25 protein-coding genes and 1 tRNA gene are annotated in these 26,173 nt (G+C 37.6%); 11 read left to right on the top strand and 15 right to left on the bottom strand.

The features are described 5' to 3' along the window. Positions 1-91: 91 nt before the first annotated feature. On the bottom strand, positions 92-511 hold the full coding sequence (gene ybeY, locus E6C50_RS16510; protein WP_136404350.1) for an rRNA maturation RNase YbeY: 420 nt from the start codon (positions 509-511) through the stop codon (positions 92-94). Further along, on the bottom strand, positions 504-3,818 hold the full coding sequence (locus E6C50_RS16505; protein WP_136404349.1) for a DUF4175 family protein: 3,315 nt from the start codon (positions 3,816-3,818) through the stop codon (positions 504-506). Before E6C50_RS16505 ends, ybeY begins: the two co-directional genes overlap by 8 nt. Positions 3,819-4,691: 873 nt before the next feature. On the opposite strand from E6C50_RS16505, the gene gltX reads away from it, so the two are divergent. Both gltX and E6C50_RS16495 read left to right on the top strand, forming a co-directional pair. Further along, positions 4,692-6,203 (top strand): glutamate--tRNA ligase, encoded by a 1,512-nt coding sequence (gene gltX / locus E6C50_RS16500; RefSeq protein ID WP_136404348.1) that lies wholly within the window; start codon positions 4,692-4,694, stop codon positions 6,201-6,203. A gap of 78 nt (positions 6,204-6,281) precedes the next feature. Next, a complete protein-coding gene (locus E6C50_RS16495) occupies positions 6,282-7,256 on the top strand; it encodes an SPFH domain-containing protein (RefSeq protein WP_230979027.1) in 975 nt (324 codons plus the stop codon). A gap of 32 nt (positions 7,257-7,288) precedes the next feature. Here the strand turns inward: E6C50_RS16495 and E6C50_RS16490 are convergent, their stop codons facing one another. The 5 genes from E6C50_RS16490 to E6C50_RS16470 form a co-directional block, all read right to left on the bottom strand. Next, entirely contained in the window at positions 7,289-7,525 is a 237-nt protein-coding gene (locus tag E6C50_RS16490; RefSeq protein WP_136404347.1) for a DUF6327 family protein, read from the bottom strand. A 2-nt stretch (positions 7,526-7,527) separates the two neighbouring features. Continuing rightward, positions 7,528-7,878, bottom strand: coding sequence for a phage holin family protein (locus E6C50_RS16485; RefSeq protein WP_136404346.1), 351 nt, complete (start codon positions 7,876-7,878; stop codon positions 7,528-7,530). An 8-nt stretch (positions 7,879-7,886) separates the two neighbouring features. Further along, complete coding sequence (locus tag E6C50_RS16480) at positions 7,887-8,216, bottom strand: YtxH domain-containing protein (RefSeq protein ID WP_136404345.1); 330 nt, start codon at positions 8,214-8,216, stop codon at positions 7,887-7,889. A gap of 277 nt (positions 8,217-8,493) precedes the next feature. Continuing rightward, positions 8,494-9,408 carry a sterol desaturase family protein gene (locus tag E6C50_RS16475; RefSeq protein ID WP_136404344.1) on the bottom strand — a complete coding sequence of 305 codons (915 nt, stop codon included), beginning with the start codon at positions 9,406-9,408 and terminating at the stop codon, positions 8,494-8,496. A 4-nt stretch (positions 9,409-9,412) separates the two neighbouring features. Then, positions 9,413-11,098 (bottom strand): glutamine--tRNA ligase/YqeY domain fusion protein, encoded by a 1,686-nt coding sequence (locus E6C50_RS16470; RefSeq protein ID WP_136404343.1) that lies wholly within the window; start codon positions 11,096-11,098, stop codon positions 9,413-9,415. A 138-nt stretch (positions 11,099-11,236) separates the two neighbouring features. Here E6C50_RS16470 and folB point away from each other — a divergent pair, with 138 nt between their 5' ends. Together folB and E6C50_RS16460 are read left to right on the top strand one after the other, a co-directional pair. Beyond that, positions 11,237-11,596: a dihydroneopterin aldolase gene (gene folB, locus E6C50_RS16465; protein WP_136404342.1), complete on the top strand. Its 360-nt coding sequence runs from the start codon at positions 11,237-11,239 to the stop codon at positions 11,594-11,596. Between the two features lie 101 nt (positions 11,597-11,697). Continuing rightward, a tRNA-Cys gene (locus E6C50_RS16460) sits at positions 11,698-11,768 on the top strand. Between the two features lie 58 nt (positions 11,769-11,826). On the opposite strand, the gene E6C50_RS16455 is transcribed toward E6C50_RS16460, so the two are convergent. From E6C50_RS16455 to rnr, 3 genes are all read right to left on the bottom strand, one after another. Next, complete coding sequence (locus E6C50_RS16455) at positions 11,827-12,513, bottom strand: LysE family translocator (RefSeq protein WP_136404341.1); 687 nt, start codon at positions 12,511-12,513, stop codon at positions 11,827-11,829. A 190-nt stretch (positions 12,514-12,703) separates the two neighbouring features. After that, positions 12,704-13,393 carry a head GIN domain-containing protein gene (locus tag E6C50_RS16450; RefSeq protein WP_136404340.1) on the bottom strand — a complete coding sequence of 230 codons (690 nt, stop codon included), beginning with the start codon at positions 13,391-13,393 and terminating at the stop codon, positions 12,704-12,706. 20 nt (positions 13,394-13,413) lie between these two features. Next, a complete protein-coding gene (rnr, locus tag E6C50_RS16445; RefSeq protein WP_136404339.1) occupies positions 13,414-15,594 on the bottom strand; it encodes a ribonuclease R in 2,181 nt (726 codons plus the stop codon). A 113-nt stretch (positions 15,595-15,707) separates the two neighbouring features. Between rnr and E6C50_RS16440 the strand changes: the two genes are divergently transcribed. Both E6C50_RS16440 and rpiB read left to right on the top strand, forming a co-directional pair. Continuing rightward, the gene (locus tag E6C50_RS16440) at positions 15,708-15,947 is read left to right on the top strand and encodes a putative signal transducing protein (RefSeq protein WP_136404338.1); all 240 of its coding nucleotides are present in this window, start codon (positions 15,708-15,710) and stop codon (positions 15,945-15,947) included. A 46-nt stretch (positions 15,948-15,993) separates the two neighbouring features. Next, the gene (rpiB, locus tag E6C50_RS16435; protein ID WP_136404337.1) at positions 15,994-16,428 is read left to right on the top strand and encodes a ribose 5-phosphate isomerase B; all 435 of its coding nucleotides are present in this window, start codon (positions 15,994-15,996) and stop codon (positions 16,426-16,428) included. Positions 16,429-16,566: 138 nt separating this feature from the next. Here the strand turns inward: rpiB and E6C50_RS16430 are convergent, their stop codons facing one another. From E6C50_RS16430 to E6C50_RS16415, 4 genes are all read right to left on the bottom strand, one after another. Then, positions 16,567-17,343, bottom strand: a complete 777-nt coding sequence (locus E6C50_RS16430; RefSeq protein ID WP_136404336.1) for a polysaccharide deacetylase family protein — start codon at positions 17,341-17,343, stop codon at positions 16,567-16,569. Continuing rightward, the gene (locus tag E6C50_RS16425; protein WP_136404335.1) at positions 17,340-18,275 is read right to left on the bottom strand and encodes a glycosyltransferase family 2 protein; all 936 of its coding nucleotides are present in this window, start codon (positions 18,273-18,275) and stop codon (positions 17,340-17,342) included. The genes E6C50_RS16430 and E6C50_RS16425 overlap by 4 nt, the downstream gene beginning before the upstream one ends. Further along, entirely contained in the window at positions 18,263-19,453 is a 1,191-nt protein-coding gene (locus E6C50_RS16420; protein ID WP_230979026.1) for a glycosyltransferase family 87 protein, read from the bottom strand. The genes E6C50_RS16425 and E6C50_RS16420 overlap by 13 nt, the downstream gene beginning before the upstream one ends. 89 nt (positions 19,454-19,542) lie before the next feature. Then, positions 19,543-19,815, bottom strand: coding sequence for a DUF1294 domain-containing protein (locus E6C50_RS16415; protein ID WP_136404334.1), 273 nt, complete (start codon positions 19,813-19,815; stop codon positions 19,543-19,545). A 97-nt stretch (positions 19,816-19,912) separates the two neighbouring features. Between E6C50_RS16415 and E6C50_RS16410 the strand changes: the two genes are divergently transcribed. Next, positions 19,913-22,036 (top strand): Tex family protein, encoded by a 2,124-nt coding sequence (locus E6C50_RS16410; protein WP_136404333.1) that lies wholly within the window; start codon positions 19,913-19,915, stop codon positions 22,034-22,036. Positions 22,037-22,133: 97 nt separating this feature from the next. Here the strand turns inward: E6C50_RS16410 and tatA are convergent, their stop codons facing one another. Then, a complete protein-coding gene (gene tatA, locus E6C50_RS16405) occupies positions 22,134-22,310 on the bottom strand; it encodes a twin-arginine translocase TatA/TatE family subunit (protein WP_136404332.1) in 177 nt (58 codons plus the stop codon). A 211-nt stretch (positions 22,311-22,521) separates the two neighbouring features. Between tatA and E6C50_RS16400 the strand changes: the two genes are divergently transcribed. Genes E6C50_RS16400 through E6C50_RS16385 form a run of 4 tightly spaced genes read left to right on the top strand, consistent with a single transcriptional unit; the run spans position 22,522 to position 26,144 of the window. Then, positions 22,522-23,385: a murein hydrolase activator EnvC family protein gene (locus E6C50_RS16400; protein WP_136404331.1), complete on the top strand. Its 864-nt coding sequence runs from the start codon at positions 22,522-22,524 to the stop codon at positions 23,383-23,385. A 6-nt stretch (positions 23,386-23,391) separates the two neighbouring features. Next, positions 23,392-23,748, top strand: a complete 357-nt coding sequence (locus tag E6C50_RS16395; RefSeq protein ID WP_136404330.1) for an SdpI family protein — start codon at positions 23,392-23,394, stop codon at positions 23,746-23,748. Positions 23,749-23,754: 6 nt separating this feature from the next. Then, on the top strand, positions 23,755-25,242 hold the full coding sequence (locus tag E6C50_RS16390) for a GH3 family domain-containing protein (protein ID WP_136404329.1): 1,488 nt from the start codon (positions 23,755-23,757) through the stop codon (positions 25,240-25,242). Beyond that, the gene (locus E6C50_RS16385) at positions 25,242-26,144 is read left to right on the top strand and encodes a carboxypeptidase-like regulatory domain-containing protein (protein WP_136404328.1); all 903 of its coding nucleotides are present in this window, start codon (positions 25,242-25,244) and stop codon (positions 26,142-26,144) included. Before E6C50_RS16390 ends, E6C50_RS16385 begins: the two co-directional genes overlap by 1 nt. Positions 26,145-26,173: the final 29 nt, after the last annotated feature.

The raw sequence follows: 26,173 nt of genomic DNA, 5'->3' as shown, positions 1-26,173 counted from the left end.
TTACTGTTTCAATTAATTTTAAAAAATATTTTCTACAAAGCTACGTAGAAGTAGAAAACCAAATAAAAACTTTATAAAAGAATTAAGATGTTTAATGTTCCACGTGGAACATAGCTACCTTTTCATCTTCTTTAGCACGCATCAAAAGTTCGTCCTTTTCGGATTTATCTTTGTATCCACAGTAATGTAATATACCGTGAATCATCACTCTTTTCATTTCTTCATCAAAAGAAACATTAAAATCAGCTGCATTATCCTGCACCCGTTCCACGGAAATAAAAATATCTCCGTGTAATTCGTTTCCTACAGTGTAATCAAAGCTGATAATATCTGTAAGCGTGTCGTGATCGAGGTATTCTACATTGATTTTATGCAAATACTCATCGTCACAAAATATATAATTGATTTCTCCTTCGTGCTTATTTTCCGATTCGATTACCGTAGTAATCCATTCTTCATAAGCCGTTTCATTTTCTAAGGCGAAATCGGTTTCGTAATTAAAACTAATCATCTTTCTTAAAATAGTTTTGAACCTTCTGGTTAAAATTTGGGCGCAAAGGTAAGCTTTGTCTATTTAAAATTTCAACACTATTTAAATATTCTTTTAAAGCAGCAGGTAATTGATTACCAGAACCATTAAATTCTTTTTTATTGGTTTGCGATTGCCTTTTGTTTTCTTCCCCTTGTTGCTGAATCGCGTTATCTAATTTTAATAGCTCATGCTTCAAGTTTAACATCCGTTGTAAGGTTTCATTTTTAAAGCCTTTATTTAATAATTGCTTTTCGATATCCTTCATTTGATTGAGCGCATTCTGGCCATTACCTCCCATTCCTTCTTTTTCCAAAGCCTTTTGTAATGCTTCCCGAAGTCGTTGTTGCTCTTTATAAATTTCAAGGATTTCTCCTGCATCACCTTCCCCATCATTTCCGTCTTTGCCATCGGAACCTTCCTTACCGTCTTTACCTCCTTTATTCGGTTTGCCATCGCCAGGTTTTTCCCCTTTTCCTTTTTTCATTCCCTCTTTCATCTTTTCACTTAGCCCTTCCTGCTTTTTGATGATGTCCGGTAACTGCATACCACTACCCTTACTACCCGGTTTTGGTTTCCCTTTACCTTGACCGGACGATTGCATTTGCATTTCCATCTGCATTTGATTCATCACATCACTTAAAAAATCAGCTAATTTATTCGAAGCCGTAATCGTATACTGCTGGTGCGAAACACCACGACCAATGTTATTATCGGTAAAATTGGTTAGTGATTTATCAATGTTGTAATGTACATTACCAACTTCATTCGTGATCATCTCAGTGATTTTAGGATTACGCAACGACATAGCAAAAAGGCTGTCATCAACATGTTTGAACTGTAGTTTTAAATCCTGTTGCTTTTTCAACATCTTATTAAAACCAAGACTACGATCGCCGGACGATTTAAAATTTTTCATCAGACTTTCCTGCGAAAACGAAAAAGCTAATAGATTATCCAGAATCTGACGTAACATTTTGGTATCTTCTTCCAACTGGTCCATTTCACCAGATTCCATAGACGACTGCATTTGCTGTGCCATCTTTTTCATTTTCTGAGAAGCCGATTTTTGCTTTGGTTTTGCTTTCGATTGGTTTTGCTTTTGCAATTCCTCCGAAGCATTTTTCATATCTTCTTTGATTCCTTTCTCCTCCTCTTTGTTCGAAGGGATATCCATCGGTGCTTTTAAATCCTGATTTTGTTTTTCGAGATCGCGAAGATCTTCCTGCAGCTTATTAAAATCTTCGTTGATCTTATCCTGCTCTTTTTTATTGTTATCCTTACTATCGGAAAGTTTATCCTGTTTTTCACTTAACTTATCCAGTTTGTCCGCTAACTGTTCCGCTTTTTTTTCCACATAGAAACGCTTGGTTAATTCCACCAATTGCTCCAGATTTTTGGATTGATCCTTTGTATTTTGTTTTAACTTATCAATCTTTTCAAAAAGCTCTTCCTCTTTTAATTTGTTCGTTAACTCATCCAGCTCTTTTAAAAGCTTTTCATTTTTTTCAATTTCTTTTTCATTTTTCTCCAATCGGCGCATCAATTCGTCTTTAAACTCATCCTTTTTTTCCGCATTAAATTGTTCCAGATTGTCCTGCATCTTTTTAGAAAATTCCTTCATCATCTGATCCTGTTGCTTCTGACGGTTGATAAAATCCTGAACTTTTTTTTGATCTTTAAAATCGAGATTGGTTTTCTCTTTTCCTAATTTCTGTAATTTATCCAGTTCTGATAATTGCTTATCCTGATTTTTAATGGACTTTTCAAGACTGTTGATATTACTATTCTGCTCCTGTAAAATCTGATCCTCTTTTTCCTCGGTCGTTAACTCACGGTGTGAAAAGACAGAAGACTTCGAACTTTTAAAATTGTGAATCGCATCGTTATCAAAAATCTCAAAATAATAATCGTATTCCACTCCCGGTTGAATCGTTAAACCATTTGGAAAGGTATATACAAACTGATCAAATGTTTCACGTTTTACCGGAATGGTTCCACGAGAAACCTGAGTGGGTTTTTCTTTCGGATAATACACCACGTGTAATTTTGTCAATCCATAATCATCGGAAACCTGACCAATAACCATATTCTTTTTTAATTTTAACGAATCCGGAGCCGATTGTACCGAAATAGTCGGAAACTGATCCTTAACCGTAGTAATCTGATACTGCAATTTTTCGTGATCGGTTACTTTTTCATTTGAAGTAACTATTTGATATTCTGTATTTTGAAGTATTCTTTTGGATAAACTAAATTGATTTTCATTGCGCGTAAACGCATCATTAACCGTAGCATCTTTCCAAACGACTTTACTCGTTGCCAATGCATTGACTTTCCAGGTAATAGTTGTTCCTTCCGGTACGATGGCATTGCCACTACCCTGAATCAATTCCGTTTTTTTTCCGAGATAAGATGGAAAATTCAAAACGATTTCAAAATTAGCAATCGTTGGAACAGCCACCACATTCAACTGGTAGGTATTCGAAACAACTTCGTTAGCAAACAATTTAAAATCGGTATTCTTAGCAATCTTGTCAAACTGATATTGAAAAACACCCGGTCGTACCGTTTCCAAATAATAATTTTCATTACCGATGGCAATCATAGCATTTTCGGGAATCACATTTCCATTAGTCTTTACCTGTAATAAAAAATCCTGACCTTGTTCGGCAGTTAAATTTTTATTGATAATCTGAAAACTAAAAGGAGCTGGTGGCGTATATTCTTTTTTGTAATGGACTACCCGATCCAAACTTTCCGTTATCAGATTTGAATTTCCGGAAACCATAAAAAATAATAAAACCAACAACGGGATTATAGCATATGGAAGATATTTGGTATTCTTTTTAAAGTTAATCGCATTCCCAAACGGAACCGGTTTTAATGATATCGCTTTTTGTTCGATCGAAGCCAATAATAATTCCGATTGATCACTTTGTCCATACAGCTGTAAAAAATTGGTAAGCTTATCATTTACTTCCGAAAAGTGATTTCCAATAATTAATGAGGCCTGTTTATAATCGATTCCCTTTTGTAATTTGAAAAGTTTAAACAATGGAAACAAAATAAACCGTAGCAAAAAGAAAAGTTCAACCAAAATGAATAGCCAGAACAAGACCGTTCTACCCTTTGGTGAAAGCCATAAAAAATGTTCCACGAGCAACGTGACGATAAAATACAGCAAACCAAAACCGGTAAAAAGAATAATTCCTTTTAGCAATTCGTTCGTATAAAACTTTTTTATAAAGTCTTCAAGCTTTTGAAATATTAGTTCTTTCGTTTCCAAATTATCAAAATTTGTTTATAACCGATAAAATTACAATTTTAATCGAAACAGGAATTAACTATTTTACAGAAGGAACAACGTTTGGAGAGGAAAGCATAAAGAAGGAAGAAACAAGAGAAAGGAATTAATTCAAAGAAGTTGTCAACAAACATTAAAATAATAAAAAAAGATCTTTTAAAAATTTTAAAAAATTTGTTTGTTATTATAGCTTGTTAATAGTGGCAATAACTTTTAAATTTTTCTTCTTATTTTGGAGTTATACAATTTTATCCGGTTTTATTAACAGTGTTGTTTATCGATAAAGCTTTAGAAATGAAGTCTTTTTAAAACGTTATTAACAATGGTGGATAAACCGTTTATACTTATTTTTATTAATAAGTTTACTTGTTAATTTCTGTTAATAACTGTTGACTATCTATTCATAATTTCAAAACAAATTTTAAAAAATAGATTTGGTAAATTCATCTGGGTTTTGGATTAGCAAATTTTAGGATACAACCAAAAATCTTTTATAATTTTCTATCTAAAGTTATAAACAATCTGTGTTAACTTATAATTAACTGAAAATCAATACTATGTAAATTTGTATTAACATAGCTTATTTTTAATGTTAAAATGATATAAAGTTTACTGATTTACAGGTATTTATATTGAATAATCGGCAATTTCGATTTGTTAATTACCTTAGATACTATAGTATATTTTAAAGAACGTTATCTATTTGATAAAACAAAGGTATTTTTATCGGGAAAGATTGCGAAAAATACTTTTCAGATAGGATAAACAGCAAATGAACCTATTTATAAACAGTATCGGATAAAATAATTCGAAGGGAAAAAGCATAATTGTATCTTTGCGTAAAATTTTTAAAAAATGTCAAAGCCAGTTCGTGTGCGATTTGCACCCAGTCCTACAGGACCTTTACATATAGGAGGCGTTAGAACCGCTTTATTTAATTATTTATTTGCTAAAAAACACGGTGGTACGTTTTACCTTCGGATAGAAGATACCGACCAGAACCGTTTTGTACCCGGAGCGGAAGCATATATTATGGAAGCTTTGGAATGGTTAGGTATTGCACCGGATGAAACAATTGGTAAAAATGAAAAATTCGGACCGTACCGTCAGAGTGAACGTAAAGAACTTTACAAGGGATATGCCGACCAACTTATTAACAGTGGTTGGGCGTATTATGCTTTTGACACGGCCGAAAGCCTGGATAATCTGCGTAAAACCGCCGAACAGGACGGAAAAACCTTTATCTACAACCATACGGTTCGCGAGCAATTGGATAATTCACTTACCCATTCGGCCGAAAAAGTTGCGGAGCGTATTAACAATGGTGAAGAATATGTGATCCGTTTTAAAACACCAGTTGGAGAAACCTTACACCTGAATGATATCATCCGTGGCGATATTAAATTTGATACCAACTTATTAGACGATAAAGTATTGTTTAAAAGTGACGGAATGCCAACCTATCACTTGGCGAATATTGTAGACGACCATTTAATGGAAACGTCTCATGTGATTCGTGGAGAAGAATGGTTACCTTCTCTACCCTTACACGAATTGTTATACAAAGCTTTCGGATGGGAAGCACCAAAATTTGCACACTTACCGTTAATTTTAAAACCGGTTGGAAATGGAAAACTTTCCAAACGAGATGGTGATAAACTAGGATTTCCTGTATTTCCATTGGATTGGAACGATCCGGTTTCGGGAGAAAAATCGTCGGGATATCGCGAAAAAGGATTTTTCCCGGGCGCAGTTGTTAACTTCCTGGCTTTATTAGGATGGAACGACGGAACCGATCAGGAGTTATTCACATTGGATGAATTGGTAGCGAAGTTTGATTTAGGACGTGTACACAAGGCCGGTGCGAAATTCGATCCGGAAAAAAACAAATGGTTCAACCACCATTATCTGGTACAACAATCGGATGCTTCTCTTGCTTTAGCATTTGATGGTATTTTAAAAGAAAAAGGAATTAACAAAGACATCGCTTATGTTGAAAAAGTAGTAGGACTGGTAAAAGAGCGCGCTACTTTTGTAACCGACTTATACGACTTATCGGATTTCTTTTTTGTAGCTCCAGCTACCTACGATGAAAAAGCTGCTAAAAACTGGAAAGAAGACACCGGTTCTATTATGCAGGAATTGGTTTCAGTTGTTGAAAACATAGGTGACTTTACTTCGGTCAATATTGAAACGATTGTAAAGGACTGGATGGCCAAAAACGAGATTGGAATGGGTAAAGTAATGCAACCGTTCCGTTTAAGCCTTGTAGGCGCCTTAAAAGGCCCACATTTGTTCGATATTGTCGAAATGATCGGAAAAGAAGAAACCGTACAACGAATTCAAAAAGCGATTAGTACTTTATAATGACCAAACCTCCTTTTTAGGAGGTTTTTTTATAGAATTTCGTATCTTAACCGAATAAACCATTAAAAACTACATTTTATGTTTAGTTACTTTATTATTGTTATTCTCGTATTTCTCTTTTTAGCCTCGTTTTTCACGGTTAAACAGCAAACATCCGCGATAGTGGAACGTTTTGGAAAATTCAACAGCATCCGTCATTCCGGATTACAATTAAAAATTCCGGTTATTGACCGTATTGCCGGTAAAGTGAATTTAAGAATCCAGCAGTTAGATGTGATCATTGAAACGAAAACAAAAGATAACGTATTCGTTAAAATGAAAGTTTCCGTTCAGTTTAAAGTAATTCAGGAAAAAGTGTACGATGCGTTTTATAAACTGGAATATCCGCACGATCAGATTACGTCGTATGTATTTGACGTAGTGCGTGCTGAAGTACCGAAATTAAAATTAGACGATGTTTTTGAAAGAAAAGACGACATTGCGATCGCTGTAAAACGTGAGTTAAATGAAGCGATGACAACATATGGATATGATATTATCAACACGCTAATTACCGATATCGATCCGGATATTCAGGTAAAAAATGCGATGAACCGTATTAATGCCGCCGATCGTGAAAAAACAGCTGCAGAATATGAAGCGGAAGCCAGTAGAATTCGTATTGTAGCCAAAGCGAAAGCCGAAGCCGAAAGTAAGCGTTTACAAGGTCAGGGTATTGCCGATCAGCGACGTGAAATTGCGCGCGGATTGGTAGAAAGTGTGGATGTATTAAATAAAGTAGGAATCAACTCTCAGGAAGCCTCAGCATTAATCGTTGTAACCCAACATTATGATACGTTACAGGCAATCGGATCGGATACGAATTCGAATTTGATTTTATTACCGAACTCACCACAAGCCGGAAGTGATATGTTAAACAACATGGTAGCTTCTTTTACAGCATCGAATCAGGTTGGTGAAGCGATGAAAAAAGCGCAGGGAAAGAAGAAATCGAATGATGATTTCCAACGTCCGGATCATTATGATACCACAGCATTACCGGAAACGGAATAAATAAAACAAAAAAAGCGGCATTAGCCGCTTTTTTATTTGAATAACCGGTTAAAAATAAAACCGATTAATAGATTTTGAATTGTTCCCGATTTCGTAAAAAATGAACCTATGGAACGAACCACTCCGGAAGTAAATACTCCTGGTGTAAGATCATCCCGTGTTTTTTCGACTGCATAGACCAAACGTCTGTAATCCAGTTCTTTCTGTACTTTTAAGATTTCCAGTTCACGGTTGATTTCATCATATGACGAATATTTTTTTCTTTCCATAGTTAATCATTAAAAAAGAATTCGGAAAATTTTTCCAGTATCGGGCCTTCCACGATTTTATCTTTGATATAGTAAACCACGATACAAAGGATCAGATAAATGACACCCACAATTAAGAAACCGAGTGCATAACTACCCAACATATTACCTAAAGCAAAGGCACCGGCTATAGACAAGAAAAGTACCATCAACATCAGGAAGATACTCAAAAGGAAAATTTTAAGTATCATTGTTGTTGACTTCATGGCGACTTTAAAAAACCATAGTTTATAGTAAGCCACGTTGGAGTCGAATAATGCTTTGGCATTATCCTGAATTTGTTCGGTATTTTCTTTTAATTTTTCAAAAGCCATAGCCTACTTTATTTAGTTGCTTTAGCGTGCTGTTTTTTAAGATCTTCTAATTTTCTTTCCAACGTAGCAATAACGTCTTCGGTTTTATGATCAACATTAGATACTAAATGATCAAATTCACTTTCCAAATCCATTTTGGCTCTGCTAAATTTATGTTTGAGGTTATGGGTTGCCTCGTTAAACTTGTCTCGTAAGTGATCTCTTTCCTTGTCGAAACCATCTTTAATTTTTCTTCGGGTTTTAGATCCTTTATCGGGAGCAAATAAAATTCCGACACCGGCACCGATAGCTGCTCCGGCTAAAAGTGCCAATAATGTGTTACCTGTGTTATTAGACATAATCTCACTTTTTAAAAATTAATAATTATAAACTTACGAATTTAATATTCATAAATACGTTAATAAGTCGTTAATAAAAACTTGTTTTTTAAAATAATGAAATTAAAAGCTTTTTAAATACGTATTTTTTTAGAGATGCAAAATCTATTTAACCAAAAAAGATAATGGATTTAACAGCGTTTTATAAAGTCATTTTTAATAGATTTTAAAAATAATAATTATAATTTTAATCGATATAATATATAATAGAAAAGAGCTTCTAAAAAGAAGCCCTTTATCATTTTTGTCTATTTGCTCTTTCTTCAGCCCGAAGTTTGGCAGATGTTTTAAAATCTCCGGTATGTGACCATCCCGGAGGATAAAAAATATATTTTAGACGATCGGAAAATTTAATATCCGGTTGAGAAGCATCCCGCCAGATATCTTTCCATTCGTGGAATACAATATTAAGGGGTCCTTTATCTTCAATTTCGGAAGTAAGTCCGAAACGCACTTCTTCATAATTCGGATCTTCTTTTTCAAAAGTTCCAAAAATACGATCCCAGATAATTAATCCCATTCCCATATTACGATCCAGGTAACGCGCATTCGAAGCATGGTGTACTCTGTGATGGGATGGTGTAACCAAAATCCATTCTAAAATACCCATACTTTTTACGGTTTTGGTATGTACCCAGGTTCCGTAGATCTGAATAATCGCATAAGCGGCCATAATATGCCACGGATTAAAACCTAAAAAGGCTATTGGCGAAAAGAACAAATAGCGGTATAAAGGTTGTAAAACCGGTGATCGAAATCCGGTGGTAATATTAAAATAACCGGAATTATGATGCGTTACGTGTACAGCCCAGAACATTCTGGAGTGATGATCTACATAATGATGGACATAGTAGGCAAAATCCTGTAAAAGGAAAACACCAATCCAATACCAAACACTGCTGTATTCCAGATCGAAAATGCGGTGTTCGTAAAAGTAGAACATAACCCCAATAGCAAAGGCTTTCATGATAATGTCCAAACCATAGTTCAGACAAGCCATATAAATATTGGTAAGCGTATCTTTCGTATTATAAAAATGCTTTTTATGCGAATAGCTGTAAAACATTTCAAATAAGATGATTAGGATATGCAACGGAGCCGAATATAAATATACATTGGCTACGGCCTGTTCTCCAAAAAAATGATCTAACATAACTTTATTCTTTACTTTCCACTTTTGCCCATGTATCGCGAAGGCCAACGGTTTTGTTAAAAACCAGTTTATCAGCAGTAGTGTCGCGATCTACACAGAAATATCCCAAACGTTGGAATTGGAATCGGTCACCATCGACTGCCGTTTTCAGGCTAGGTTCCAGGTATCCGGTAATGATTTCCAATGAATTAGGATTTAAAAACTCTTTGAAATTAATCTCTTTATTACCATCCGGGTTTTCATGTGAAAACAAACGGTCGTAGATTCGGATCTCAGCCGGAACAGCATGCGCAACCGATACCCAGTGAATGGTACCTTTTACTTTACGCTGACTTGCTTCCGAACCGCTTCCACTTCTACTGTCTTCATCATAAGTAGCATGAATTTCGGTAATATTTCCATCAGCATCTTTAACCACGCTTTCCCCTTTAATGATATAGGCATTTTTTAAACGCACTTCTTTTCCAAGGGTCAAACGGAAAAATTTACTGTTCGCTTCTTCTAAAAAGTCCTCTCTTTCAATATATAATTCTTTTGAAAAAGGCACTTTTCTATAGGTCATTATTTCTTCTTCCTGATTGTTTTCGGCATCCAACCACTCCTCTTTTCCTTCTGGATAATTGGTAAGGATCAGTTTAACCGGATCCAATACGGCCATTACGCGTGGTGCCGTTTTGTTTAGATCTTCGCGAACGCAGAATTCCAGTAAGGAAACGTCAATCAGGTTATCGCGTTTGGCAATACCAATTGTATCAGCAAAATTACGGATGGCAGTTGGTGTATACCCTCTTCTGCGCATTCCGGAAATGGTCGACATTCTAGGATCGTCCCATCCGGTAACATGTCCTTCCTGAACCAATTGTAGTAATTTACGCTTACTAACGACGGTGTGCGAAAGATTTCTACGTGCAAATTCACGTTGTTTCGGACGTACTTTGTCGGTATCAATAATCTGATCTAAAAACCAGTCGTACAATTCGCGGTGAGGTAAAAATTCCAGTGTACAGAACGAATGTGAGATTTGCTCCAGGTAATCGCTTTCACCATGTGCCCAGTCGTACATCGGATAGATACACCATTTTTCACCGGTTCTGTGGTGGTGTTTGTGTAAAATACGATACATGATCGGATCACGCATTAGCATGTTGGTAGAAGCCATATCAATTTTGGCTCTTAAAATATGCGTACCTTCTTCGAATTCACCGTTTTTCATTCGTTCGAATAAATCCAGGTTTTCTTCTACCGAACGGTTTCGGTACGGACTATCAACACCCGCTTGTGTAGGCGTTCCTTTTTGTTTGGCCATTTCTTCCGAAGTCTGACTGTCGACATAGGCTTTTCCTTTTTTGATCAGCGCTACAGTCCAGTCATACAATTGTTGAAAATAGTCGGAAGCATAACATTCTTCTGCCCATTGGTATCCTAACCATTGTACGTCTTTTTTGATTGCATCTACGTATTCCTGCTCCTCTTTAGCCGGGTTGGTATCATCAAAACGCAGGTTAACCGGCGCCTGATAATCCAATCCTAATCCAAAATTAAGACATATGGAACTGGCATGACCAATGTGTAAATAGCCATTAGGTTCCGGTGGAAAACGGAATCGCAATTTATCTTGAGATAAACCATTTTTTAAATCTTCCTCAATGATTTGTTCGATAAAATTTAATGATTTTTCTTTTGTTGACATAAAATAAAATTAGAAAGGCAAATTTACCAAAAATGTTGTTTATGTCGGTATATCTTTAAAGGGTTATTATCAAAATGGCTTTAAAAATTCGTACTTTTATCCGTCGAAGGACTAATCTATTATCGAATACGTTTAAAAATGGGAATCATTAAGTTAAAAAACATCCGAACCTTTTCGTTCCACGGGTGTTTGGAAGAAGAAAGTAAAATCGGATCGGATTACAGTGTGGATTTGGAAGTAAAGACAGATTTGCGGAAGCCGTCTGAAACAGATGAATTGGTCGATACGGTCGATTATGTACATTTAAACCGGATTGTCCGGGAAGAAATGGCGATCCGTTCGAAATTATTGGAACATGTAGCGAAGCGTATTCTGGTTCGGATTTTTAAGGAAATTCCTTCAGTATCGAGAATTACAGTAGCAGTTTCCAAGCTAAACCCACCAATTGGCGGCGATGTGGAAGCGGTTACGGTTCAAATGGAAGAATACCGTAGTTAACAGCCTGTTGAAAACGAGCGCATTATAAAATAAGTACAATAAAATGTCGAAATTGAATTTGAATTTCAAAATATTTTAGTAAGTTTGCGCCCTACAATACTGGCATCGTGGCCGAGAGGCTAGGCAGCGGTCTGCAAAACCGTCCACAGCGGTTCGAATCCGCTCGATGCCTCAGGAAACAAAAAGAGCGGTTATATTAACCGCTCTTTTTTTATAACTATAATTTACTATTATTTTTTCTCTTCTATTTTTTCCAGTGTATTTTTTACAAATTCCTTTTCTTTAGGAAACCATCCCTGGAACATCAATACCAATCCGAAAACGATTAACAAAATACTACTTAATTTTTTAACTTTCAGAATGTTAGCTGGAGTCAGTTTCTTACGAAGTTGTTTGGCTAACAAGATTTTTCCGATATCCGTAATGAAATAGGAACCAATCACTGCACTAAAAAACGTTAACATACGGGAAGGCACCATATCCAGTTTTGGTCCGAAAGTAATGATAATCGCCAGCCAGAATCCTAAAACCCCGATATTGATAAAATTAAGTAGGAATCCCTTGATAAAAAGGCTGAAGTAATCTCTTTTGATCAATTCGACAACTTCCTCATCTTCTTCAACGGATTTACTTTGTCTGCGGAGTTTAAAAAAGGTAATCATACCATAGGTAAACATCAGAATACCGCCAAAAATAAACAAAGCCGGATCGTCTTTAATACTTTGAATCAGTCGGACACTACTAAAATAAGCAATAGCAATAAAAACGATATCCCCTAAGACTACTCCAACGTCAAATGACATGGCCGCGCGAAATCCTTTGGTAATACTGGTTTCCAAAAGCACAAAAAAGACAGGGCCGATCATAAAACTTAAAAAGAATCCTAACGGAATTCCGGTAAGAATATCGTCTATCATGAAAAGGTATTTAAGGTGAATAAGCGTAAAAACACTGTTACTACAATGTTAAATTACAAATATAGTTTAAAAAATCCGATAGGTTTAAAACGATTGTCTCAAATCGACCGGAAAGCGGGGTTATTATATAAAAAAATCCCAACTACTAACGAGTCGGGATTTTTGCTATTTTGTTTCAGTTGTAGTGGAATTATTTTTTAATGACGTCGATATTTCCACCGGCAAATGTTTTCTGATTCACTTTTTTCGGATTTCCGTAAATGGTAATGTCTCCTCCTGCTCTAGTTTTGGCATCAACCAAATCGGTTGCAAAAACATCGGCTTCGCCACCAGCATTCACCGCAACAGTTGTTTGCGACGTTTCAAAAGTTTTGGCATTTACAATACCACCAGAGTTGATCACAATATCTTGATTTTCGGCTTTACCACTCAGTTTAACGATTCCGCCTGTAGTAGCACGAATACCCGCTTTTTTAACATCCAAAGCCACTTTAATTTGACCGCCTTTATTGGCATTCACGGTAAAATCCACGCCTTTTAAAGTAGCATCACTGGAAACATAAGCACCTTCGCTGGCTTCGATACTTTCTACATTTTTACAGTAAATAATTGCGGTGATGTCTTCCCCTTTTAGGAATTTATCCAACGGCATACGGATTTTTAAATCGCCATTTTTGTTTACAATTTCCACTTTTTCAGCACCTTGACCTTTTAATTCAATTTTGCTTTCGGAAGAAGGAACTAATTGAGCCGAAATTTTATCGAATACTTTTACCGCTGTAAAATCACCTACGTTTTTAGTCACCTGAGCAAAACCAAACTGCGTTGCCAATAGGAATGTGACTATTGCGAAACTGTTCTTAAAAGTTGTTTTTAGCATCGTTTTCTGTTTTTAAAATGTTACGAATCTTTCTTTTTGATAAAATGAAAATCCAGTTGTTTTTTAACCAGATCGGCATTTTTCACTTTTACGATGACTTCGTCGCCCAATTGGATTATGTTATGTGATATTTCGCCAACTAGAGCATATTGCTTTTCGTCGAATGTATAGTAATCGTCGCGGATTTCGCGGATACGCACCATACCTTCACACTTATTTTCAATAATTTCCACATAAATACCCCATTCGGTCACACCGGAAATAACGCCCAAAAACTCTTCGTCTTTATGATCCTGCATATACTTCACCTGCATATACTTGATACTGTCGCGTTCGGCATTGGCTGCCAGACTTTCCATGGTAGAGGAATGCATACATTTTTCTTCGTATACTTCCGCATCGGCCGACGCACCGCCATCGAGATAATGTTGTAGCAAACGGTGTGCCATAACATCGGGATAACGACGAATTGGTGATGTAAAATGCGAATAATAATCAAAAGCAAGTCCGTAGTGACCTATGTTTTCGGTTGAATAACTGGCCTTACTCATACTTCGAATCGCCAGTGTATCCACCAGATTTTGTTCTTTTTTACCCTGTACATCTTCCAATAACGTATTCAGGGATTTTGAAATCGAATCCTTGGATTTGAAATTAAGCGAATAACCGAATTTAGAAATCACAGTTTGTAAGTTGATCAACTTATCCTGATCCGGTTCGTCGTGGATACGATACACAAATGTTTTCTTTTGTTTTCCGATAAATTCTGCCACTTTTCTATTGGCCAGCAACATAAATTCTTCGATCAGATGGTTGGCATCCTTAGCGACTTTAAAGTACACTCCGGTTGGTTCGGCATTTTCGTTTAGGTGGAATTTCACTTCTACTTTATCGAACGAAATAGCCCCGTTTTGCATTCGTTTTTTTCTAAGGATTTTAGCCAGCTCGTTTAATTTTAGCGTCGCTTCCACAATAGGTGCATCTACGGTATACTCGTTTCCGGTAAGCGAAATTTCGGCTGGAATCTGATTTCCTTTGGTTTCGATAATGTGTTGTGCTTCTTCATAAGCAAAACGCTGATCGGAATAAGTTACTGTTCGACCAAACCATTGGTTGACCAATTCGGCTTTTTCATTCAATTCAAAAACAGCTGAGAAGGTATATTTTTCCTCATGTGGACGTAGTGAACAGGCAAAATTAGAAAGCACTTCCGGAAGCATCGGTACTACCCGATCGACCAAATAAACGGAAGTCGCACGTTGGTAGGCTTCATCGTCCAATACGGTTCCTTCCTGAACATAATGCGAAACATCGGCAATATGGATTCCGATTTCATAGTTTCCGTTTGGAAGTTTCTCGAACGACAAGGCATCATCAAAATCCTTAGCATCTTTCGGGTCGATCGTAAACGTAAGCGTATTCCGCATATCGCGACGCTTTAGAATTTCGCTTTCCTGAATGGAAGTGTCCAGTTTTTTGGCATAGACCTCTACTTCTACAGGGAAATCATACGGAAGTCCGTATTCAGCCAGGATCGCATGGATTTCGGTATTGTGTTCACCTGGTTTTCCAAGCACTTTTGTAACCACCCCAAACGGGCTGTCAGCTTTAGCCGGCCAGTCTTCGATATGAACCAGAACGACATCGCCGTTTTGCGCCTCTCCCATTTTTTCTTTCGGGATAAAGATATCGGTATACATTTTCGGATTGGCCGACGTCACAAAAGCAAAGTTCTTTTGGATATCGATCACACCTACAAAATCGGTTTTTTTGCGTTCGATAATTTCAACAACTTCTCCTTCCGGTCTTCGTCCTTTTCTACGATTGTAGATATAAATTTTTACTTTATCCCCATCTAAAGAATGGTTCAGATTATTGGTTGGAATAAAGACATCATCTTCCAGATCCGGACAAACAAAATAAGCTGTTTTTCGGCTGGTCATATCGATTACACCTTCAAAATAATCGGCTTTTGTGATGATACGGTATTTACCGCGGTCCACTTCTTCTATCTTTTCTTTGGCGGTAAGGTATTTTAATTCTTTGATGATTTCATTCCGACTTTGGGTATCATTCAGTTCCAGAACAGCAGCTATTTGTTTGTAGTTGAATGTTTTGTTAGGATCTTTGGAAAGTATTTTAAAGATTTTTGCAGAAAAGTCTTTCCCTTTGTTGCCTAACTTTTTGTGTTTCTTACTCATAAATTCTTTTCTAATATACTGCTAAAATTACGAATTAGTATTCACAATCGGGGAAGAAAGAATAAGAATTATAGAAATAATAACTTTTGTATCTTTAGCAAAACCTTTAAACGATGAATGAATTTGTTACGGTAGCCGTTTTTGATTATCCGCACGAAATTGCCGTGCTAAAACATTTATTGGAGCAACAGGAAATCCGTTATTTTTTTGAAAATGAGACGATGATGAACATTGCGCCTATGTATTCGCAGGCTTTGGGAGGGATTAAACTAAAAGTACATCCGGATGATATTGAAGCCGTACGGGCGATTCTTAAAAAATTAAACGACGACACCAATTTAAAAATTGTTTAACAGTATTCTTTGCTAACTTTGCAGTAAACAAATAAACAACAACACAATGAGAATTTCAATAGGGAACGACCATGCCGGTCCGGACTATAAACAAGCGATTTTAAAACATCTGGAAGCCCAGGGTCATACGGTAATGAATCATGGAACTGACACTTTCGACAGTGTGGATTATCCCGATTTCGGTCACCCGGTTGCATTGGATGTTACAGAAGGAAGATCCGATTTTGGTATTGTAATTTGCGGAAGCGGAAACGGTATTGCCATTACGGTTAACAAACATCAGGGAATCCGTGCGGCATTGTGCTGGACAAAAGAAATTGCAGCTTTAGCGCGTCAACATAACGATGCGAATATTATCAGTATTCCGGCGCGATTTACCTCAATTCAACAGGCTGTGGAAATGGTAGATACCTTTTTAGCAACCGCTTTTGAAGGCGGACGTCATGCGAATCGTGTGAATAAAATCCCGGTTTGTCAATAGACTAGAGAATAAAGAATAAAGAGAAAAGACTCCGATAGCGTTATAATAAAAAAGCTTCCATTTGGAAGCTTTTTTTATTTGTTACAGTACACCTGACAGGTTTACGAAACCTGTCAGGTGTACTAGGTATAGCACATTTTAGACAATATCTTTAATAAACTCCTGAAAAGTCCCGAATGGCAAATTGCTTTTTTTCATATTCGAAATAAACTGATCCAATCGGTTTTCCATTTTTACGCCGGTATTTTTACGGACATAACCCGGGAATCCAAAACGTTCGAAATCGTCCAGATCGGTAAATTCCCATGGGTGGAAATAAATGTTAAGGTACTTATCTTTTTTATAGGTCCATTTGGCAATGCGGCTATACAAACCCAATGGAAGATTGTGAAACGACAACCAGAAAAGCGGAAACCGTACCAATGGACTCACCGAAGCCGGTATCTGTAAAACGTTGTCTTTCGTATAATAAGTCCGGGAAATATGCAGGTTGTTATACCTTCCGGGAAGATAGGTCGGATTAATCGAACTGTTATACACATAACCGGCTTTGGCCACCTCTTTTTCATCTACCGGCATCATGCGCGGCATACGGAAACCGGTTACGGTCATACCGGACAGTTCTTCCAGTTTTTCTTTGGATTCCTTTAAATGCGGTACTTCAAAATTGGAATGGTAATAGGTATGGGAAGCCAGCTCATGCCCTTCTCTTTTGATACGTTCGATAATTTCAGGCGCATTAATAGCAAAAGTGGCCGTACTAAAGAACGTCGCTTTTACCTGATGTTTTTGGAGAATATCCAATATTGCATGTGAACCGGTAATAGACATTTGAATCTGATCGTCGAATGAGATGTCTTTTCCGTATTCGAACGGCATGTCGAATTCTTCAATATCAAAACTTAATAAAATCATGACTGATCTTTTAAATTGGTAGAACGGATAATATAATTTGGTCGGTTTTTGGTTTGCATAAACATCTTACCTACATATATACCAATGATTCCCAGCATAATAAGCTGTAATCCACCAAAGAAAACAATGGTAATAATAATGGAAGCCCAACCGGAAACTTCGATATGATTATAAAAAGCATACACCACATACGGGATATATAACAACGATAATAACGACATGATCAATCCTACATAAACCGCAGTGTACAAAGGTTTTATACTAAAAGAAGTCACCCCATGTAAGGCCAGGCGAACCATTTTTTTAAAGGAATACTTACTGGTACCGGCAAAACGTTCGGCCGGTTCATAACGGATACCATATTGTTTAAAACCAAGCCATTTGGTAAGTCCTCTTAAAAAGGGTTCGGTTTCATGAAAGTTTCGGAACACATTTACCACTTTACGATCCATCAGTCTGAAATCGGCTGTACCGGCTTCGAGTTCAATGTCCGAAAGGGAATTAACCAGTTTATAAAAAAGATTCGAACTGCTTCTTTTGGCTTTCGAAAGCCGTTTGTCTTCTTCACGGATGGTATATACGATATCAAAACCTTCCTCCCATTTTTGAAGCATTTCCGGAATGATTTCCGGTGGATGTTGCGCATCGCAGTCCAACGAAATCACACAATCACCATAGGCATTATCCAAACCGGCTTTTACGGCCAGTTGATGTCCGAAATTCTTGGAAAACTCCAGAAAATAGGCATTGTTATACTTGTTTGCGAGTTCTTTTACGGTAACCAGTGTTTCATCCTTACTCCCATCGTCCACAAAAATAACCTCCCAGTTATACGGTAGCGTACTAAAAACGGAATGAATATTTGTAAAGATATTCCGGATGTTATCCGCTTCGTTATAAGCAGGAATTACAATAGAGACTAATTTTCGCATACGGTAACGGATTTAGGTTTGAAATCTTTTGTGAGCATTTCATAAATTATTGTAAACCAAATGATAACACAAGGTAAGGCTTTTAACGCATGATTACGGATAAAAACACGGGCCACTTTAGGAAACAAATCGGTTGGTGATAGCGAGGTTAGTAAAATAGCAAAAATCAATAACGCGATTTCCCATTTGGAATGTTGCGCTTTGCTCATAAACCAGATGGCCACACCGGTAAACGCGATGATATAGGTTGGCGATTCGGAACCACTGCTAAAAATCACAGTAAAAATCAACGTCGATGCCAGTAATAGCAAACGAAACTCCAGGAATTGAAATTGTTTTATTCTGAGATAAGTCGCGCCAAAAAGTACTACACCGCCCAGTAAAAACGGCGTATTCGGAATGGTAGAATCACCCAAAGACCGTCGAACCATTCCCATAAAGGAAATATCCTGGTAGGAATCCAGACTGATATTCGACGAATTTTTATAAACCAGTGTATTGAACCATTCTACGTAGGTATCGATAATAAACTTAGGCGATGACAAAAGCATTGGTACCACAAAAAGTACCACCGCCCAAAAAATAAGCCCAAGAATAAACTGTATTTTTTTCTGTGTAAAAAAGAAAAATGCCAGACCAACAATTCCATATAATTTGATCATTGTACAACTTACAATAGGGAAGGAGGAAATAAAATTTTTATTTTTCAGTGTATAGGAAAAGGCAATCAGAATAGCGCCCGTCAGGAAAATATTAAACTGAAAACTCAGCAAAGCCGTAATCAACTCATTGGCGCAGATTAGTGCGATAATGGCCTTTACTTTGTTCGAAAGTGGCAAACTTTTAATTCCGAAAGCAAAGACAAGTACACTACATACATTCCATAACAGCATTCCCAAATAATCCGGTAACAGCGCAAAAGGAGCGATAAATAAGGCAAAAACAGGCCCATAGTGATTTCGATCCCAGTATTCCTCAGGATAATGTGCATAAAGCGATTTGGATTCGATTAAATGCCAGAACGTATATTTAAAAATCGAATAATTATTATAACTACCGTGGTTATACTGTTTAATAGCAATTAAAGCCGCCACTGCCACGAGTATACCAAAAATATATTTGGGTTGTAGCAGAAAAGAAAACCGGGAAAACTTATTTTTTGTAAGATTCGGTATCAAAATATCTTGAATTTAGTAAGGGATTGGACAAATATATAGATTTCAGCGGAAATATTCCGGGCGGTTTTTATTATGATCAAATGATAATATCAAAGATCAAAATAATGTCTGAGCAGCATCAGTATTCCGATTTGCAAAACCAATACTACCGAAAATTTCCATAGAAAAGACGATTTGGCGGTTTTATGACCAAAAAGCAACATTGCGCCTATAGCACCGATACTTCCGCCAATAAAACTAATCGCAAGCAATGTTTTTTCGGATATCCGTTTTCGTTGGGTAACCGCCAGCCATTTGTCGATGCCAAAAACAACGAAAGCAAAAACATTCATGCTGAGTACATAACAGAATAATGGCTGCATTGTTATAAAATTTCTGCCAAAGATAGTATTTTAGCCTGCACAATCCGTTTTTTAAAAACAGGGTTTGCGACATTTTAACAAGCAATTTATTTATAGGATGACGAATATTGAGTATATACTAAAGCATGTTTCGACGGCTCCAAAGAACATAGAAAGTACCTTACAGCTTTTGGCAGAAGATTGTACGATACCCTTTATTGCCCGTTACCGAAAAGACAAAACCGGAAATCTGGATGAGGTTGTTATCGAACAGATTGCGAAACTAAATGTGGTTTTCGAAGCCATTAGTAAACGAAAAGAGGCCATTTTAAAGTCCATTGCGGAACAGGAAGCCTTAACACCGGAACTGGAACAAAAGATAAGTAGCAGTTTTAATCTGAACGAATTGGAAGATTTTTACCTGCCGTATAAGAAAAAAAGAAAAACCAAAGCCGATGTAGCCCGTGAAAACGGATTGGAACCACTGGCTAAAATCATCATGGCGCAAAATGCCGATGATCTCGATTACATTGCCTCAAAATACCTGAATGACAAAGTAGCAAACGAAGACGAAGCACTTCAGGGTGCGCGCGATATTATAGCCGAATGGATTAATGAAAACATGTATATCCGTAAAAACCTGCGAAGAATGTTCCAGCGAAAAGCGGTGATCGAAACCAAAGTGATAAAAGCGAAAAAAGACGAAGAAGGAGCCAAAAAATTCGAACAATACTTCGAATGGTCGGAACCGATAACCAAAGCACCGTCACATCGTTTACTGGCGATGTTACGTGCTGAAAAAGAAGGCTATATCAAATTAAAAGTCGATATCGAACAGGAGGAAGCGCTGGAGTTTATCGAAGAAAACATCATTAAAAACAAGAAAGAGACCGCCACGCATCTCAAAAAAGCGATTGGCGACAGTTATAAAAGATTACTGGAACCGGCGATTTCGAACGAAACCTTACAGGAAGCAAAAGCAAAAGCCGATGCGAGTTCGATTCAGGTATTTGCCGGAAATTTAAACCAGTTGCTATTGGCACCGCCATTGGGTGAAAAACGCATTCTGGCAATCGACCCGGGATTCCGAACCGGATGTAAGGTGGTTTGCCTGGACGAAAAAGGGGATTTGTTGTATAACGAAACCATTTTTCCGCATGCGCCACAAAATGAAACGGCAATGGCAATGAAAAAAATCCGCTCGATGGTCAATTCGTATAAGATCGATGCAATTTCGATCGGAAATGGAACGGCGTCCCGGGAAACGGAATTTTTTATTAAAAAAATAGCGTTCGACAAACCCATACAGGTATTTGTAGTAAGCGAAGCCGGAGCGTCGGTATATTCAGCGTCCAAAATTGCCCGTGACGAATTTCCGAATTACGATGTTACCGTTCGTGGCGCTGTATCGATTGGAAGACGATTATCAGATCCGTTAGCCGAACTCGTAAAAATTGATCCGAAATCGATCGGAGTAGGACAGTACCAACATGATGTTGATCAGACGCAGCTTAAAAGCGAACTGGATACGGTGGTAACCCGTTGTGTAAACTCCGTTGGAATTAACCTGAATACGGCGAGTAAATCGTTGTTGCGTTATGTGTCCGGAATAGGCGAAAAGATGGCCGAAAACATCGTGGCGTACCGATCGGAAAACGGCGCTTTCGAAAGTCGGAACCAACTAAAAAAAGTGCCGCGACTGGGCGAAAAAGCCTTCCAACAAGCGGCAGCTTTTATCCGAATCACAAATGCCAAAAACCCGTTGGATAATTCGGCGGTACACCCGGAAGCTTACGGCATTGTGGAGAAAATGGCAAAAGACCTTAAAATATCGGTTAACGATTTGATTGCGAACAAAGAAAAAATAAGTGCGATACCATTGGAAAACTATGTTACCGATGCGGTTGGACTATTAAGTTTAAAAGACATTGTAAAAGAGTTGGAAAAACCGGGATTGGATCCGCGGAAATCGGCCAAAGTTTTCGAGTTCGACGCCAATGTTAAAACGATCCGCGATTTGCGCACCGGAATGGTATTACCGGGAATTGTAAACAATATTACCAATTTCGGCTGTTTTGTGGATATTGGAATCAAGGAAAGCGGATTGGTTCATATTTCCCAGCTCAAAGAAGGATTTGTGAGCGATGTAAACGAAGTGGTAAAACTACACCAGCATGTACAGGTAAAAGTGACCGAAGTCGACGAAGATCGTAAACGTATACAGTTAAGTATGATACTGTAAAGCAAAATAAAAAGAGGCTGTAAAAAATAAACAGTCTCTTTTATTTTTAAAAAAGTCGTTTACTTTTACAGCCTCTAAAAAAAAGTATTACAAAAAATTACTCTTTGGTTTCGTCTTTCTTAGGAGCGGAAGGTTGATCGTCTTTAGCCGCATTTTTGAATTCTTTAATTCCGGAACCCAAACCTTTCATTAGTTCAGGAATTTTTTTACCACCGAATAAAAGTACAATTACCACTACGATCAGGATTATTTCTGTTGCACCAAGCTTTCCCATTGTTACTGTGTTTATTATTTCAAAAAATTAATTCGTAAATCGAGAGAACAAAGTTAGGTATAAATCCAATTAGACGAATAAATAATTAAAGCTTTTTAAGGATGAGGGGCTAAATTTAGGATTTCTTTAACCTAAATCATAAAAATCAATATAGGTGGAGGATTAAGAAAGCCGGTATTAAATTATTATATTTGTGAATTAAAAGAAAATAATGTCTGCGAAGCGACTAAAACGACAGCTTTTAAAAAAGAAATTATTCAATAAAAACCGATTGGTTATATTGAACGAAGATACGTTTGAAGAGATATTTTCTCTGAAGTTAAATCTGATGAACGTTTTTGTGAGTCTCACCGTATCTACGATATTCCTGATTACCGCAACCACGTTTATTATTGCCTTTACACCCTTGCGGGAATATATTCCGGGTTATTCATCGACCAAACTTAAAAAGGAGGCCACACAACTGGCTATAAAATCCGATTCGCTGGAACAGGTGATGCGGCAGAACAACTTGTATGTGGAGTCGATTAAAAAAGTGCTTACGGGTAATTTGGATTATGCCCGGTTAAACAAAGATTCCATAAAAGTAGAAGACAAAACCACTGAAGTTGCCGATCTGAATCCGTCGCAAACCGATTTAAAACTACGGGAGCAGGTTCGTCTGGAAGACAAATACAATGTTTTCGAAAAAGCCAAACCAAGGGTAAATCTGGTTTTATTACCACCGGTAAAAGGCCATATTGTAGAAAAATACAATGCAAAAAACAAACATTATAATATTAGTATCGCGCTGACGAAGAACACACCAATCAAATCGATTGCAAACGGCACCGTAATTTTTTCCGACTGGACACCAACCAACGGACAGGTTATCATCATCAGACATAACGACGGAATACTTTCGGTTTATAAACGAGCCGCATCTTTAACCAAATCGGAAGGAGACGTGGTTAAATCGGGAGAAGTGATTGCTTTGGCCGGAATTACCGGAACCTATCCGGATGTACAATTACACTTTGAACTCTGGAAAGACGGTTATCCGATCGATCCGACGCAGTTTATTGATTTTGAATAACGAACTATGGAGTGGACAACAAATCTGTTACAATTACCTTTATTATGTGGTGGAATTTTTATCCTTGCCGGATTAATTCAGTATTGTTTTACGCCTAAAAAAATAAACAGTTTATACGGTTATCGTACATCAGGCTCGATGCAATCACCGGAACGTTGGGAATTTGCACAAAAATATTCTGCGATAGAATTGATCAAAGGTGGTGGTATATTGATTGTACTGGCAATGATACCTTTGATATGGCCCAGCCTAAAGAATGGTGAATTCGTTACAAGTATGGCACTGGTATTGCTTTTTGTGTTTATCCTGATATACCGCACCGAAAAAGCATTGAAAAAAAAGTTTGCCGATAATCCTAAATAAAATCAAATGTCGATAAAGTCGATTATTGCTAAAGTACTAGCCGGAAAAATTTATAAGAATACGCGAAAATGGGCGGATAATCCGGTTGCCACCCAACAAAAGATATTTTGGGAACTGATTCGTTCGGCTCAAAATACCCAATTTGGAAAAGACCATCAGTTTGAAAAATTTACATCGGTAGCCGATTTCCAAAAACAGGTTCCGGTTCGCGATTATGAACAACTGCGACCGTATATCGACAAGATGTTAACCGGTGAAGCGGACGTATTATGGAAAGGAAAACCCTTATATCTGGCCAAAACGTCCGGAACGACGTCCGGAGCCAAATATATTCCGTTAACCAAAGAATCGATGCCGTATCATATTGAAGCGGCACGGAATGCGATTTTACATTATATCCATGAAACCGGAAACGCGTCGTTTGTAGACGGCAAAATGATTTTTTTGCAGGGAAGTCCGGTATTGGACGAGAAAAACGGAATCAAACTGGGCCGACTTTCGGGAATTGTGGCGCATTATGTTCCGAAATATTTACAGAAAAACCGGATGCCAAGTTGGGAAACCAACTGTATTGAAGATTGGGAAACCAAAGTTGATGCGATAGTAGAGGAGACCTATCACGAAAACATGACGGTCATCTCCGGAATTCCGTCGTGGGTACAGATGTATTTTGAAAAGCTAAAAGAAAAAGGCAACAAACCGGTAGGCGAGATCTTTAAAAACTTTAACCTGTTTATCTACGGTGGCGTGAATTACGAACCCTATCGGGCGAAATTCGAAAACCTGATCGGACGGAAAGTCGACAGTATCGAACTATTTCCGGCTTCCGAAGGCTTTTTTGCCTATCAGGATACGCAGAAAGAAAAAGGAATGCTACTGTTGTTGAATTCGGGTATCTTTTACGAATTTATCAAAAGTGACGAATTTTTCCAGGAAAACCCGAAACGTTATACCATAGGCGAAGTAGCACTGGGAATCAATTATGTTTTGATTATTTCTACAAACGCCGGATTATGGTCCTATAATATAGGTGACACGATTCAGTTTACGAGTTTGCAACCGTATCGGGTACAGGTTTCGGGACGTATCAAACATTATATTTCTGCATTTGGTGAACACGTGATCGGAAAAGAAGTGGAAGCCGCTTTACAAGAAGCGATGGAAAATACTGATGTTCGGGTTAATGAATTTACCGTAGCGCCGCAAATTACACCAACCGAGGGCTTACCGTATCACGAATGGCTGATTGAATTTGAACAGGAACCGGAAGACATGGTCTTATTCGAACAAAAATTAGACAAAGCCATGCGAACCCAAAACGTTTATTACGACGATTTGATTTCCGGAAATGTATTACGAACCGTGGTTGTGACAAAAGTAAGCAAGAATGCATTTCAGGAATATATGAAGTCCGAAGGAAAACTGGGCGGGCAAAATAAATTACCGCGCCTTTCGAACGATCGGAAAATCGCCGATAAACTGAACAGACAATAATGTATAAGGCGTTATTTTTTTTATTATTCTTTTCGATAAGTAGTCCTGCACAAATTCGAGGAACTGTCGTTAACGAAACCCAACAAGCGGTTTCCTATGTTAATATCTGGGTTGAAGATGAAAATAACGGGACAACGGCCGATGTAAACGGGGATTTTACTATTTTCGAAAAAAATCCGGAGAAGGTTTTAGTATTCAGTGCATTGGGTTATGAAACAAAGAAAGTAAAAGGTACCGAAGCGGCAAAAGTGGTTTTAAAGCAACGTCCGTTACAGCTTCAGGAAGTGGTGATTACCGGAAAGAAAAGCAATAAAACGACAACCGTTGGCGATTATAAAAAAGGAGGGATTAATCATTTCTTTTCCAGTGGAAAAAACCCGTGGATTGTAGCGCGCTATTTTCCGTTTGATAAAAACAGTGCCAAAACACCCTACCTTAAGGAATTGATGATCATGACCGACTCGGAAGTGGATCCGGCAACATTTATCCTGCATTTTTATGAAGTAGGAGAAGATGGAAGTCCGGGAAAAGACCTAACTGATAAAAATCTGATAATTGAAGCGGCAAAAGGAAAACAAAACACCGTGGTAAAACTGGACGGTTATGATTTGGAAATCGGAAAAAAAGGCATCTTTGTAGCCGTCGAATGGCTTATTATCGACGAAAACAAATACGATTTTAAAACCGATGTAAAAGATACGGCTTCGGGGAGTTATACCGTTAGTAACTTTTCCGGAACCCGATACGAACCCAGAATCGGAATAATACCGTCTGAAGAAAGTACTTCCTGGCGGTTTACGATGGGACGATGGTCGCGATTTGACAAACCAATCCAATCGGGTATCGGGAAGTATAACAACAAGTTTAATGAACTTGCGATAAAGTTAACTTTAACAAACTAAAAAATAAAAATCCTACATTTGTGGGTTAC

It is taken from the genome of Flavobacterium supellecticarium (assembly GCF_004801375.1).
Lineage (GTDB): Bacteria > Bacteroidota > Bacteroidia > Flavobacteriales > Flavobacteriaceae > Flavobacterium > Flavobacterium supellecticarium.
Note: the sequence above shows the minus strand (reverse complement) of the source record. Positions and strands in the feature narration are given on the sequence as shown.

Bases quoted from the DNA above. Each gene is read 5' to 3' on its own strand.
- ybeY (WP_136404350.1), bottom strand. From the start codon at position 511: ATGATTAGTTTTAATTACGAAACCGATTTCGCCTTAGAAAATGAAACG.
- gltX (WP_136404348.1), top strand. From the start codon at position 4,692: ATGTCAAAGCCAGTTCGTGTGCGATTTGCACCCAGTCCTACAGGACCT.
- E6C50_RS16495 (WP_230979027.1), top strand. From the start codon at position 6,282: ATGTTTAGTTACTTTATTATTGTTATTCTCGTATTTCTCTTTTTAGCC.
- E6C50_RS16490 (WP_136404347.1), bottom strand. From the start codon at position 7,525: ATGGAAAGAAAAAAATATTCGTCATATGATGAAATCAACCGTGAACTG.
- E6C50_RS16485 (WP_136404346.1), bottom strand. From the start codon at position 7,878: ATGGCTTTTGAAAAATTAAAAGAAAATACCGAACAAATTCAGGATAAT.
- E6C50_RS16480 (WP_136404345.1), bottom strand. From the start codon at position 8,216: ATGTCTAATAACACAGGTAACACATTATTGGCACTTTTAGCCGGAGCA.
- E6C50_RS16475 (WP_136404344.1), bottom strand. From the start codon at position 9,408: ATGTTAGATCATTTTTTTGGAGAACAGGCCGTAGCCAATGTATATTTA.
- E6C50_RS16470 (WP_136404343.1), bottom strand. From the start codon at position 11,098: ATGTCAACAAAAGAAAAATCATTAAATTTTATCGAACAAATCATTGAG.
- folB (WP_136404342.1), top strand. From the start codon at position 11,237: ATGGGAATCATTAAGTTAAAAAACATCCGAACCTTTTCGTTCCACGGG.
- E6C50_RS16455 (WP_136404341.1), bottom strand. From the start codon at position 12,513: ATGATAGACGATATTCTTACCGGAATTCCGTTAGGATTCTTTTTAAGT.
- E6C50_RS16450 (WP_136404340.1), bottom strand. From the start codon at position 13,393: ATGCTAAAAACAACTTTTAAGAACAGTTTCGCAATAGTCACATTCCTA.
- rnr (WP_136404339.1), bottom strand. From the start codon at position 15,594: ATGAGTAAGAAACACAAAAAGTTAGGCAACAAAGGGAAAGACTTTTCT.
- E6C50_RS16440 (WP_136404338.1), top strand. From the start codon at position 15,708: ATGAATGAATTTGTTACGGTAGCCGTTTTTGATTATCCGCACGAAATT.
- rpiB (WP_136404337.1), top strand. From the start codon at position 15,994: ATGAGAATTTCAATAGGGAACGACCATGCCGGTCCGGACTATAAACAA.
- E6C50_RS16430 (WP_136404336.1), bottom strand. From the start codon at position 17,343: ATGATTTTATTAAGTTTTGATATTGAAGAATTCGACATGCCGTTCGAA.
- E6C50_RS16425 (WP_136404335.1), bottom strand. From the start codon at position 18,275: ATGCGAAAATTAGTCTCTATTGTAATTCCTGCTTATAACGAAGCGGAT.
- E6C50_RS16415 (WP_136404334.1), bottom strand. From the start codon at position 19,815: ATGCAGCCATTATTCTGTTATGTACTCAGCATGAATGTTTTTGCTTTC.
- E6C50_RS16410 (WP_136404333.1), top strand. From the start codon at position 19,913: ATGACGAATATTGAGTATATACTAAAGCATGTTTCGACGGCTCCAAAG.
- tatA (WP_136404332.1), bottom strand. From the start codon at position 22,310: ATGGGAAAGCTTGGTGCAACAGAAATAATCCTGATCGTAGTGGTAATT.
- E6C50_RS16400 (WP_136404331.1), top strand. From the start codon at position 22,522: ATGTCTGCGAAGCGACTAAAACGACAGCTTTTAAAAAAGAAATTATTC.
- E6C50_RS16395 (WP_136404330.1), top strand. From the start codon at position 23,392: ATGGAGTGGACAACAAATCTGTTACAATTACCTTTATTATGTGGTGGA.
- E6C50_RS16390 (WP_136404329.1), top strand. From the start codon at position 23,755: ATGTCGATAAAGTCGATTATTGCTAAAGTACTAGCCGGAAAAATTTAT.
- E6C50_RS16385 (WP_136404328.1), top strand. From the start codon at position 25,242: ATGTATAAGGCGTTATTTTTTTTATTATTCTTTTCGATAAGTAGTCCT.